Consider the following 11,976-nt stretch of genomic DNA (forward strand, 5'->3'; position numbering starts at 1 on the left):
CTGCGGGTGGAGGCCTCCGAGCGGGTCTCCCTGGGGGGATTCAGGGTGGGGCTCTCCGGGTGGGCCTTCCCCAGGTGGGGGGCGCAGGGTGGAGGCGGGTGGGTCGGCTCGGGACGGGCCCGGCGGGTTGTCGGGACGGGGGGCAGGGCAGAGCCGCTCAAGGCGAGGGCCACCTCGACCCGTGGTCGGGCGGGTGCATGCGCCGCGGCTGGGCGGCTCGCCCTGGGGGGCTGTCCGGCGGATCATGCCGCGGACGTGGGGTCCGGCGTGCCGGTCTGCGGCGTTGTCGTCGTATCCGATGCTCCGCGTCGCCGCGCTCGTCCGCCTCGCAGCCCGGCGCCCCGGGCCCCGCCCCCGGCACCGCATCAGAGCCGCGGTCTTCCGCGACCCGATGCGCCGGACTCCGGGCGCCGGACGCCGGACGTGTGCTAATCCGCCGCGTACGTCTCCCTCAGCTCCACCTTCCGCACCTTTCCCGACACCGTCATCGGGAACGACTCCAGCACCTGGAGCCTGCTCGGCACCTTGTAGTGGGCCAGCCTCCCCTCGCAGAAGGCGCGCACCTCCTCCAGGGTCGGCGGGTCGGCCGGGTCGCGGGCGATGACGCAGGCGAGGACCTCCTCGCCGTACCGCTCGTGGGGGACACCGACGACCTGGACGTCCGCGATCTTCGGATGGGCGTAGAGGAACTCCTCGATCTCGCGCGGGTAGATGTTCTCGCCACCCCGGATGATCATGTCCTTGATGCGGCCGACGATCTCGACGTAACCGTCCTCGCGCATCACGGCCAGGTCACCGGTGTGCATCCAGCGGCCGGCGTCGATGGCCTCGGCGGTCTTCTCCGGCTCGTTCCAGTAGCCGAGCATCACGCTGTAGCCGCGGGTGCACAACTCCCCCGCCGTTCCCCGGGGTTGCGTCACCCCGGTGGCCGGGTCGACGACCTTGACCTCGATGTGCGGCAGGACCCGGCCGACCGTGCCGGTGCGGTGTTCCAGGTCGTCGTCGCGCCGCGTCTGCAAGGACACCGGGGACGTCTCCGTCATGCCGTAGCAGATGGAGACCTCCGCCATGTGCATCTCGGCGACCACCCGCTTCATGACCTCCACCGGACAGGGCGAGCCCGCCATGATGCCGGTGCGGAGGGAGGACAGGTCGAACGTCGCGAAGTCCGGGAGGTTCAACTCCGCGATGAACATGGTCGGTACGCCGTACAGCGAGGTGCAGTGCTCCTGCTGCACCGCCTCCAGGGTGGCCCTCGGGTCGAAGGACGGGGCCGGGATCACCATGCAGGCACCGTGCGAGGTGGCTGCCAGGTTCCCCATCACCATGCCGAAGCAGTGGTAGAAGGGCACCGGGATGCAGATCCGGTCCTGTTCGGTGTAGGCGATCATCTCCCCGACGAAATAACCGTTGTTGAGGATGTTGTGGTGGGAGAGGGTCGCCCCCTTGGGGAAGCCCGTGGTGCCCGACGTGTACTGGATGTTGATCGGGTCGTCGCAGGACAGCTCCGGGTACGGCGCCGGGGTCGCGCGGTCGAGCAGCGCGTCCCAGCTCGGGTCGCCGATGTAGACCGTCTGCCGCAACTGCGGGCATTTCCCCCGCACTTCGTCGACCATCGCCCGGTAGTCGCTCGTCTTGTGGCTGAGGGAGGCGAACAACAGCGAGATCCCGGCCTGCTTGAGGACGTACTCGACCTCGTGGGTGCGGTAGGCGGGGTTGATGTTCACCATGATCGCGCCGATGCGGGCGGTGGCGTACTGGACCAGCACCCACTCGGGGCAGTTGACCGCCCAGATGCCCACCCGGTCGCCCTTGGCGACCCCGCTCGCGAGCAGCGCGTACGCCAACTCGTCGACGTCCGCGGCGAACTGCGCGTACGTCCAGCGCCGCCCCGAGGGCACGTCGACCAGTGCCTCACGGTCCGGCCAGTTCGCCACCGCCCGGTCCAGGTCGGCGCCGATCGTGTCGCCGAGCAGCGGGGTGTCGCTCACCCCGTGGCTGTAGGAGCTCATCGGAAGTCCTCCTCGCGGTACTCGGCGTCCGAGCCCTGGGCCGTGGCCTCGCGCAGCTCGATCCGGCGGATCTTGCCGGAGACGGTCTTGGGCAGCGGCGCGAACTCCAGGCGGCGGATGCGCTTGTAGGGCGCCAGCACGTCCCGCGAGTGCTCGAAGAGGACCTTCGCGGTGTCGGGTCCCGGCTCCCAGCCCTCCGCGAGCACCACGTACGCCTTCGGCACCGCGAGCCGCAGCTCGTCCGGCGCGGGCACGACGGCCGCCTCGGCCACCGCCTCGTGCTCCAGCAGGGCGCTCTCCAGCTCGAAGGGGCTGATCTTGTAGTCGCTGGCCTTGAAGACGTCGTCGGCCCGGCCGACGTACGTGATGTACCCGTCCGCGTCCCGCGATCCGATGTCGCCCGTGCGGTAGTAGCCGCCGGCCATCGCCTCCGCCGTGCGGTCCGCGTCGCCGTGGTAGCCGGTCATCAGGCCGGCCGGCCGGGCGGACAGGTCGAGCGCGATCTCGCCCTCCGCCGCGCCCGGCGCTCCCGTCACCGGATCGAGCAGCTCCACCCGGTAGCCGGGGCTCGGCCGTCCCATGGAGCCGGTCTTCAGGGGCTGGCCGGGGCTGTTGGAGACCTGCACGGCGGTCTCCGTCTGCCCGAAGCCGTCCCGGATGGTGACGCCCCAGGCCCGCCGCACCTGCTCGATGACCTCGGGGTTCAGCGGCTCGCCGGCCGCCACCACCTCCCTGGGCGGGGTCCGCAGCTGGGTCAGGTCGGCCTGGATGAGCATCCGCCACACGGTCGGCGGGGCGCAGAAGGTCGTCACCCGCGCACGGTCCATCTCGGCCATCAGACGGGCCGGGTCGAAGCGCGTGTAGTTGTGGATGAAGACGGTGGCTTCCGCGTTCCAGGGCGCGAACAGGTTCGACCAGGCGTGCTTGGCCCAGCCGGGCGAGGAGATGTTGAGGTGCACGTCACCGGGTTTGAGGCCGATCCAGTACATGGTCGCCAGGTGCCCGATCGGGTACGACGTGTGGGTGTGCTCGACCAGCTTGGGGCGGGCGGTGGTGCCGGAGGTGAAGTAGAGCATCAGCGGGTCGTCGGCGCGGGTGGGGCCGTCGGGTGTGAACGTGGCGTCGGCCTCGTACAGGTCGTCCAGCGCCAGCCAGCCCTCGACCGGGTCGCCCGCCGCGATCCGCGTGTACCGGCCGGGCACCTCCGCGAACTTGCCGGTGTCCTCGGAGCGCGTGATGACATGCCGTACGCGTCCGCGGTCGACGCGGTCCCGCAGGTCCGCCGGGCCGAGCAGCGGGGTGGCCGGGATGACGACGGCACGCAGCTTCATCGCGGCCAGCGCCGTGATCCACAGTTCGGCCTGGTTGCCCAGCATCACCAGGATGCGGTCCTCGGCGGTCACCCCCTGGGCCCGCAGCCAGTTGGCGGCCTGGCCGGAACGGACCGAGAGCTCCGCGAAGGACAGCCTGGTCTCCCGGCCGTCCTCCTCGACGATGTGCAGCGCGGTCGCCGCGTTGCCGTGGGCGATGACGTCGAACCAGTCGAGCGCCCAGTTGAAGCGCTCCGGACGGGGCCAGGCGAATCCCTCGTAGGCCGTCGCGTAGTCCTCGCGGTGGGCGAGCAGGAAGTCCCGCGCTCCGCGGAACAGCTCCGTCGTCATCTCTATCCGTCCTCCTCGTGACCGGACCATTGCCGGGCGGCTCTCTGTCATCGTTTACTCCGTGATGCAGGTCTCACTACCCCCGAACGGGGGTGTGCGCCGGCGAAAGGACGAACAGGTGGCAGCGGACGCGGCGGAGATCCGGAACGCGCTGGTGCGGCTGCGACGCACGACCGGGCTGCCGGTCGCCTTCGGCGGGCTCGTGGAGTCGGGCCGCCCGCAGATGCGCATCAGCGAACTGAGCGGCACGTCGACCGTCGCGCTGCGCGCGCTCGCGGTGACCTCGGGCAGCGGTCTGGGCGGCAAGGCCGTCGCCCTCGCCCGCCCCTGCGCGGTGGCGGACTACTCCTCCTCACGGCAGATCAGCCACGAGTACGACGCCCCGGTCGCCGCCGAGGGCCTGCGCTCGATCGTGGCGGTGCCCGTCGTCGTACGGCGCCGGGTGCGGGGCGTGCTGTACGGCGCGCTGCGCACCGTGCAGCCGCTCGGGGACCGGGTGCTGAGCGCGGCGGTGGAGGCGGCGCGGGACGTGGAGCAGGCGCTGGTGGTGCGGGAGGAGGCGCGGGAGCTGGTGGCGGCGGCCGGGCCGGTCGGGGCGGACCCCGACCCCGTCTCCCGGGAACAGGTGCGGGAGGCGCACGCGGCCCTGCGCGCGCTGGCGCCCCGGATCGCCGACGCGGCACTGCGGGCGGAACTCCTCGACGCGTGCGGTCTGCTCACGCCTCGGCAGCCGGCCCGGGTGACGCTCGCCCCGCGTGAGCTGGACGTCCTGGCCTGCGTGGCCGCGGGGGCGACGAACGCGGCGACCGCCGATCGGCTCGGGCTGCGGCCGGAGACGGTCAAGGGTTACCTGCGCTCGGCCATGCGCAGGCTCGGCGCGCACACCCGCGGGGAGGCGGTGGCGGCGGCCCGCCGGGCGGGTCTGCTGCCGTAGCACGTTGTCCAATCATTCATTCAGCCGTGCTTTGAATTTCCCTATGCTGTGAGGTTGTTATTTGCCTCACCACGTCCGCCCTCCGGATTTCAAAGAATCGTTGCCTAGAATTTGGCCCGGACACGACACGAGGGGAGCGGCGACCGTGCGACGGGACTTCCAGGAGCCTGCGAGATGCCGCCCCGACCTGGTCATCGGCCGGGATGAGGTGTTCGGCCAGGCCCGCGAGCAGCTCGCCCGGGGCGGCAGTGTGCTGCTGCACGGCCCCGCCGGAATAGGAAAGTCCACCGTGCTGCGGGCATTGGCCGCGGATAACGCCGGGACGGCCCGCACGGTGTTGCGCTGCTCCGCCACCGAGTCCGAATCCCACCTCCCCTTCCTCGCCCTCGCCGACCTGCTCGGCCTGGTCCTCGACGACGTCGCCGGCAAGCTGCCCGCCGCCCAGCGCACCGCCCTGGAGTCGGCGCTCACCGGCCGCGGCGAGTCGACCCTCCAGCGCGACGGCCTCGCCCTGCGCCTCGCGGTGCTCTCGGCGCTGCGCGCGCTCGCCGCCGAGGGGCCGGTGCTGGTCGTCGCCGACGACGTGCAATGGCTGGACTCGGCCAGCGCCGAACTCCTCGGCTTCGCCGCCCGCCGCCTCGGCGACACCCCGGTGCGGATGCTGTGCGCGGTGCGGACCGAGGGCCAGGAGTACGACCGCCATCTGCGCGTGTCCCCGCCGGACACCCTCGCCCTGCGCGTCAACCCGCTCTCCCGCGCCCAGGTCTCCGACCTGCTCGGCCACCGCGGCTACACCGGCCTGCCCCGCTCCACGGTCCGGGACATCCACCGCACCAGCGGCGGCAACCCGCTCTTCGCCCTGGAACTCGGCCGCGCCCTCGACGAGAACCCCACCCCGCCCCGCCCCGGCGAGCCGCTCCCGGTGCCCACCTCGCTGCGCACCCTCGTGCTGAACCGCCTGGAGATGCTCTCCGACGAGGCCCGCCGCACCCTCCTGGTGGCGAGTGCCGGCGCCCGCCCCACCCTCGCCCTGCTGCGCGCGGCCGGCCGGGAGAACGCCGAGGCGGAGACCGCTCAGGCCGCGGCGCTGGGTCTGCTGGCCACCGAGCCCGAGGGGCCCGCCGTACGGTTCGCGCATCCGCTGATCTCGGCCGCGCTGTACGCGGAGGCACCCGCGCACGAGCGGCGGGCCGCGCACGCCGCGCTGTCGAAGGCCGCCTCCGACCCCATCGAACGGGCCCGGCACCTGGCGCTGGCCACCACCGGCACCGACCCGGACACCGCGGACAGCCTCGCCGAGGCGGCCGCGCTCGCCCGGGACCGCGGGGCCCCCTCGGTCGCCGCCGCCCTCGGCCTGCTCGCCGCCCGCCACACCCCCGCGGAGGGCAACCCCGACGCACGGCGTCTCCAGGCCGCCGAGGATGCGATCACCGCCGGTGAGCTGGATCTCGCCCGGGACGTCGCCCGGGACGTGCTGACCCGGGCGACCGTGCCCGCGGACCGGGTGCGAGCCTGGATCATGGTGATCGACACCGCGGGCCACGCCATGTCGGAGGTCGACTCGGTCTTCCCGCAGGCCCTGGCCGACGCGGGCGACGACCCCCAGCTGCTCGCCCTGATCCACTACCAGCTGACCTGGCGCGCCGTGCTGGTGGACGGCGACTTCGACCGGGCCCGGGAGGAGGCCGCGCACTCGGCGGCGCTCGCCGCCCGGGCCGGCGACCGCTACAACGAGCTGATGGCCCTGGCCTTCCAGGCCCAGATCGAGACCCTCATGGGCCACCCGGACGCCCCCGCGACCATCAAGCGCGCCCTGAAGGAGCCCCAGGACCCGAGGGTGTCGTGCCATCACAACGGCGCCGGGTACTCCCGGTTCCGCTGGCTGATCATGAGCGACCAGCTGGCCGAGGCGCGGGCGACGGTCACCGCGCTGCTGCGCGAGGTCCAGCGCACCGGGGCGGTGGAGAGCGAGGTGCACTTCCTGCGCGGGGTGGCCGAGACCGAACTGCGCTCCGGGCACTGCGGACGCGCCCTCGACCTCGCCCGGGAGAGCCTGATGATGGCCCGGGACACCGGCATCGGCGAGGTCGCCTCCGCGGTCCTCACCTCGCTCGGGGAGGCCTCGGGCGGCGATGTGGAGCGGGCCCTGGAGCTGGCCCGGGAAGCGGTCGGGCACGCCGAGGAGGACGGCGACCAGATGTACGTCTCCCGCGCGCTGACCGCCCTCGGCTACGCCCAGCTGGTCGCCGGGGACGCCGAGGGAGCCGTCCGTTCGCTGCGCCGGGTGCGCGAGCTGGAGCACGGGCTCGGCATCACCGACCCCGCCCGTGGCCGCTGGCAGGGCGATCTCGCCGAGGCACTGGTCAGGACCGGCGAGCTCGGCGAGGCCCAGGCCGTCATCGACGGCACCCGGGAGCAGGCGCTGCGGCTCGGCCGGGAGAGCGTGCTGGCGGTGCTGGACCGTGCCGAGGGCCTGCTGCGGGCCGCGCGCGGTGAACACGAGGCCGCGCTCGCCCAGTTGACCTCGGTGCAGGACCGGCTCGCCAAACTGGGCTACGGCCTGGAGGAGGCCCGCACCGCCTTCGCGCTGGCCCAGCTGCGCACCCGGCGGCCGGGCCCGACGTCGTACGACGAGGCGGCACGCCTCTTCCGGCGCTGCCGGGCGCTGCCCTGGCTGCGGCAGGTCGACGCGGCCGGCGCCGCTCCGGCGGCCGAGCCGGCGCCGCAGGCCGCCCCCGCTCCGGCCGCGGACGCGCTGGAGGGGCTCGCGGCGATGGAGCGTCAGGTGGCCGCGCTGGTCATGGAGGGCGCCACCAACCGGGAGATCGCCGCCCGGCTCTTCATCAGCGTCAAGACGGTCGAGGCGACCCTGACCCGGGTCTACCGCAAGCTCGGCATCCGCTCGCGGGTGGACATCGTCCGGCTGGCGGCGGGGCGCCGTACGAAGTGAGGCCCCGCGGGCTTTACTGACCGGCGTGGTGTCTGTCCGCGGCCGACCGAGGGTTTTCCCTGCCCAACTCCCCTAGGGGGTTCCCTCATTGGGAAGGGGAACTTCCGGGTTCTAGGTTGTGAACGTGCCGCTCGCCCGGGCATACGGGGGTCGGTCCCGCGGCCCCCGTGCTCAACCCCCCACACCCGCGCGTCCCCCCACCGGCAACCCCCACTGAGGAGACTCATGTTCGGGCTCCACCGCGCCAAGAGAACCGCGGCCGTCGTCGCGGCCACCGCTGCCGCCGCAGCGACCGCCCTGCTCGGCGCCCCCTCCGCCGCAGCCGCTCCCCAGCCCATCGTCGGCGGTACGACCACCACGACGACCGCGTACCCGTTCATGATGCAGATCACGGACGCCTCCCAGAACCAGTTCTGCGGCGGCACCCTGGTCTCCTCGACCAAGGTCGTGACGGCGGCGCACTGCATGGTCGGCGAGACCACGAGCAGCGTGCGGGTCGTCGGCGGGCGCACCTACCTCAACGGCACCAACGGCACGGTCAGCCGGGTCAGCAAGATCTGGATCAACCCGGACTACACGGACGCCACCAACGGCGACGACGTGGCCGTCCTCACCCTCTCGACGGCGATGTCGTACACCCCGGCGTCGTACGTCTCCTCGTCCCAGACCGGTGTGTACGCGGCCGGCACCACGGCCCGCGTCCTCGGCTGGGGCACCACCTCGGAGAACGGCAGCTCCTCCAACCAGCTGCGGACGGCGACCGTGCCGATCGTGTCCGACTCCAGCTGTGCGAGCTCCTACGGTTCGGACTTCGTCCAGTCCGACATGGTGTGCGCCGGATACACCTCCGGCGGCGTAGACACCTGCCAGGGCGACAGCGGCGGTCCCCTGCTCATCGGGGGCGTCCTGGCAGGGATCACTTCTTGGGGCGAGGGCTGCGCGGAGGCCGGTTACCCGGGTGTCTACACCCGGCTGACCACCTTCTCCAGCCTGGTGACCGCACAGGTCAACTCGTAGATCCCAGAAGTTCTCCTGAGCACCCCTCAGGTGAAGTACCAGGGGGCGTTGCGGGCCTCCACGAGCGGCCCGCAGCGCCCCCTATCCACGTGGCGGAAGGGGCCGGCGGTCGTTCTCGTGATCGCCGCAGTTCCCCGCAGTTCCCCGCAGTTCTCCGCAGTTCTCCGCGGTTCCACGAGGCGGACCCTAGGACGGTCGTACGACGGTCCCGAACCGGATGTCGTACGACGTCCCGGGGTGCATGGCGGTGAGCATGCGCGCGCCCTCCGTCCGGACCTCGTCCCGCTGCGCCCCGGTGAGCCTGCCGAAGGGCTCGATGACGAGCGCGTCCTCCTCCAGCTTCCACACGCCCGCGAGGAAGCCGTCGACGAGGAAGGTGCAGTGGACCAGGTTGCCGACCCAGCTGCGGCCCCAGTACTCGGGCGGGATCACGCGGGTGCGGTCGGCGTGGGAGAGGAGGAGGTTGTCGAACTCGGGCAGGAAGCGGGGCGGGGCCGGGGTGTCGGCGGCGGGGCGCGGGGCGTCGGGGAGGTCGAAGAGTTCGACGCCCCGCTCGTCGCGGAAGGTCAGGAGCTGCGGCCGCAGGCGTTCGAAGACTTCGCGCAGGCGGGTCAGACCGGCCCAGGTCTGCATGTCCTTGACGGAGGCGGGGCCGAAGGCGGCGAGGTAGCGCAGCACGGTGGCGTCCGGCGCGGGGGCGGGTTCGGCGGGGCGGCCGAGCCAGTGCTCGGCGGTGGTGAGGGCGACCTGGCCGCTGCGCCCCCACAGCCCGCGCGGGGTGACCTGGACGAGGGGCAGGCGGCAGCGGGCGGCGATCGCCAGGGACTGCGGGTCGGCGTCCGGCCACTCGGCGAGCAGCGCCTCGCGCAGCTGCTTCATGGTGCGCGGCTCGGTCTCGACGAGGTCGCGGGCCAGGGCGGCCAGGCGGTCCAGGTCGACGCCGGCAAGTCCCTTGCGGAAGTTGGCGAGTTCGCGGTCGCGGGCGGCCTGGACGAGCGGGCGCAGGGTGAGGGCGTCGGCGGCGGTGTGGGTGTGGATGGTCGAGCGCATGGTGACGATCCGGACGGTCTCCCGGTCGGCCATCAGCCCGGACAGCTCCTCGGGGCGGAAGCCGTCGAGGCGGGCGGCGAGCGCGTAGTACGGCGGTTTGACGTTCTGCGCCTGGAGGCCGAGCAGATGCTCCACGGCCGCCTTCGCCGGCAGGGGCGAGCGCCTGAGCAGCAGCTGCCGGTCGAGGGTGGCGCGGTTGAGGGCGCGGGTGCCGAGCACGGGGGCCGTCTTCGTCATGCTTCGCACGCTAGCGGCCGTTGCGGACACCTTCTGTCCGCAACGCTCACCGATGCCGTCACCGCCCGGCCCGGCCGCGGTCGTGTGCCGCGTATATCCTGCTCGGTGATCACGCAGCCGGAAACTCCACCCGAGAGGCAGCCGTGATGTCCGAGCGACGCGCCCGTCCGACCGCGCAGGGCCGACGGAAGGCGGCCTGGCTCCGCGCCCTGGCCCCGGCCACCACTCCCCCGCCCGCCGGTAGGCAACCCGCGCGGCGGACCGAACCGGCGCCGCCGGAAGCGGAGCCGCCGAGCATCGTCCAGGCGGCCCTGTACCGCGAGGGCGTCCGCGTCTCCGCCCCGGCGACCCTCGCCGAGACCTTCCGTGAGCTGCGCGAGCAGCCGTCCGGCATGGCGTGGATCGGTCTGGCCCGCCCGACCGAGGCGGAACTCCTGTCCCTGGCAGCCGAGTTCGACCTGCACCCGCTGGCGGTCGAGGACGCGATGGAGGCCCACCAGCGGCCCAAGCTGGAGCGCTACGGCGAGACGCTCTTCGTCGTCCTGCGGGCGGCCCGCTATCTGGACGCCCCCGAGGAGGTCGACTTCGGCGAGCTGCACGTCTTCGTCGGCCCCGACTTCGTGATCACGGTCCGGCACGGCGCCGCCCCCGACCTGTCGGCGGTCCGCAGCCGCATGGAGGCGACGCCGGACCTGCTGAAACTGGGCCCGGAGGCGGTGCTGTACGCGATCCTGGACGCGGTGGTCGACGGCTACGCGCCGGTCGTGGCGGGCGTGCAGAACGACATCGACGAGATCGAGACGGAGGTCTTCCGCGGCGACCCCGCGGTGTCCCGCCGTATCTACGAACTCTCCCGCGAGATGGTCGAGTTCCAGCGCGCCACCCGCCCCCTGGTCGGCATGCTGCACGGCCTGATGGCCGGCTTCTCCAAGTACGGCACGGACGAGGAGTTGCAGCGGTACCTGCGGGACGTCGCCGACCACGTCACCCACACCAGCGAGCGCGTCGACGGCTTCCGCCAGGCCCTCACCGAGATCCTCACGGTGAACGCGACGCTGGTCACCCAGCAACAGAACGCGGAGATGCGGGCGCTGGCGGAAGCCGGGTTCGAGCAGAACGAGGAGATCAAGAAGATCTCGTCGTGGGCGGCGATCCTGTTCGCGCCCACGCTGGTCGGGACGATCTACGGGATGAACTTCAGGCACATGCCGGAGCTGAGCTGGAGGTTCGGATACCCGTTCGCGATCGGCCTGATGGGGGTCGTCTGCGTCAGTCTGTACCTGATCTTCAAGCGGCGGGACTGGCTCTGAGCCCCGCCTCCGGGGCGGTTCACCAGGGCATCTCGCCGTGCCGGTCGCGGAAGGTTCCGGTCGGTCCGTCCGGGCCGATGGTGGCGAGTGCGACGATCGCGTCGGTGCCCTCGGTGACGGTCTGCGGGCCGCTGTGCCCGTTGAAGTCGGTCGCGGTGTAGCCCGGGTCGGCCGCGTTGACCTTCACGTCCGGCAGGGCCTTCGCGTACTGCGTGGTCAGCATGGTCACGGCGGCCTTCGACGCCGTGTAGAGCGGCGCGAGGTACCGGCCTTCGACGCGCTCGGGGTCGTGGGTCAGTGCGAACGACCCCATGCCGCTGGAGACGTTGACGACGACCGGGTGCTCGGACTTGCGCAGCAGGGGCAGGAACGCGTGCGTCACCCGGACGATTCCCACCACGTTGACGTCGAACACCGCGGCGGCGTCGGCGGCCGTGAGCTGGTCGGCGGGGTTGTGCGAGCCGAGGACGCCGGCGTTGTTGATCAGGACGTCGATGCCGCCCTCGTGAGCGGCGACGTCCGCGGCGGCAGCGGCCACCGACGCGTCGTCGGTCACGTCGATCCGGACGAAGCGGGCGCCGAGCGCGTCGGCGGCGGCCCGACCTCGTTCCGGGTCGCGCGCGCCGAGGAGGACGGTGTGGCCGGCCTCGATCAGGCGGCGGGCGGTCTCGTGGCCGAGGGACCGGTTGGCCCCGGTGATGAAGGTGGTGGTCATGCGTTCACCCTCGCCCGGTGGCGAGCGGACAACCAGTGCCCTCCGCGACGGTAGGACCGCCAGTACCAGGCACACCGGCCGCCCGCCGGA

8 protein-coding genes are annotated in these 11,976 nt (G+C 72.6%); 4 read left to right on the forward strand and 4 right to left on the reverse strand.

The window, feature by feature from the left end:
• Nucleotides 1–428: 428 nt before the first annotated feature.
• Entirely contained in the window at nucleotides 429–2,012 is a 1,584-nt protein-coding gene (locus DI272_RS10520) for an AMP-binding protein (protein WP_109495093.1), read from the reverse strand.
• A complete protein-coding gene (locus tag DI272_RS10525) occupies nucleotides 2,009–3,679 on the reverse strand; it encodes an AMP-binding protein (protein ID WP_219933895.1) in 1,671 nt (556 codons plus the stop codon). Before DI272_RS10525 ends, DI272_RS10520 begins: the two co-directional genes overlap by 4 nt.
• Nucleotides 3,680–3,737: 58 nt before the next feature.
• Here DI272_RS10525 and DI272_RS10530 point away from each other — a divergent pair, with 58 nt between their 5' ends.
• The 3 genes from DI272_RS10530 (at nucleotide 3,738) to DI272_RS10540 (ending at nucleotide 8,574) form a co-directional block, all read left to right on the forward strand.
• Complete coding sequence (locus DI272_RS10530; protein ID WP_109500777.1) at nucleotides 3,738–4,607, forward strand: response regulator transcription factor; 870 nt, start codon at nucleotides 3,738–3,740, stop codon at nucleotides 4,605–4,607.
• A 145-nt stretch (nucleotides 4,608–4,752) separates the two neighbouring features.
• Nucleotides 4,753–7,557: an AAA family ATPase gene (locus tag DI272_RS10535; protein ID WP_109495095.1), complete on the forward strand. Its 2,805-nt coding sequence runs from the start codon at nucleotides 4,753–4,755 to the stop codon at nucleotides 7,555–7,557.
• A gap of 225 nt (nucleotides 7,558–7,782) precedes the next feature.
• Complete coding sequence (locus tag DI272_RS10540; RefSeq protein WP_109495096.1) at nucleotides 7,783–8,574, forward strand: trypsin-like serine protease; 792 nt, start codon at nucleotides 7,783–7,785, stop codon at nucleotides 8,572–8,574.
• Between the two features lie 186 nt (nucleotides 8,575–8,760).
• Here the strand turns inward: DI272_RS10540 and DI272_RS10545 are convergent, their stop codons facing one another.
• Nucleotides 8,761–9,861 carry a winged helix DNA-binding domain-containing protein gene (locus tag DI272_RS10545; protein ID WP_109495097.1) on the reverse strand — a complete coding sequence of 367 codons (1,101 nt, stop codon included), beginning with the start codon at nucleotides 9,859–9,861 and terminating at the stop codon, nucleotides 8,761–8,763.
• 146 nt (nucleotides 9,862–10,007) lie between these two features.
• Between DI272_RS10545 and DI272_RS10550 the strand changes: the two genes are divergently transcribed.
• Complete coding sequence (locus DI272_RS10550; RefSeq protein WP_109495098.1) at nucleotides 10,008–11,171, forward strand: magnesium and cobalt transport protein CorA; 1,164 nt, start codon at nucleotides 10,008–10,010, stop codon at nucleotides 11,169–11,171.
• Nucleotides 11,172–11,190: 19 nt separating this feature from the next.
• On the opposite strand, the gene DI272_RS10555 is transcribed toward DI272_RS10550, so the two are convergent.
• Nucleotides 11,191–11,886, reverse strand: coding sequence for an SDR family NAD(P)-dependent oxidoreductase (locus DI272_RS10555; RefSeq protein WP_109495099.1), 696 nt, complete (start codon nucleotides 11,884–11,886; stop codon nucleotides 11,191–11,193).
• Nucleotides 11,887–11,976 lie beyond the last annotated feature (90 nt).

The organism is Streptomyces sp. Act143 (assembly GCF_003143935.1).
Classification (GTDB): domain Bacteria; phylum Actinomycetota; class Actinomycetes; order Streptomycetales; family Streptomycetaceae; genus Streptomyces.

Coding starts and splice junctions, on each gene's coding strand:
- DI272_RS10540 (WP_109495096.1), top strand. CDS start 7,783: ATGTTCGGGCTCCACCGCGCCAAGAGAACCGCGGCCGTCGTCGCGGCC.
- DI272_RS10555 (WP_109495099.1), bottom strand. CDS start 11,886: ATGACCACCACCTTCATCACCGGGGCCAACCGGTCCCTCGGCCACGAG.
- DI272_RS10550 (WP_109495098.1), top strand. CDS start 10,008: ATGTCCGAGCGACGCGCCCGTCCGACCGCGCAGGGCCGACGGAAGGCG.
- DI272_RS10520 (WP_109495093.1), bottom strand. CDS start 2,012: ATGAGCTCCTACAGCCACGGGGTGAGCGACACCCCGCTGCTCGGCGAC.
- DI272_RS10530 (WP_109500777.1), top strand. CDS start 3,738: ATGCAGGTCTCACTACCCCCGAACGGGGGTGTGCGCCGGCGAAAGGAC.
- DI272_RS10545 (WP_109495097.1), bottom strand. CDS start 9,861: ATGACGAAGACGGCCCCCGTGCTCGGCACCCGCGCCCTCAACCGCGCC.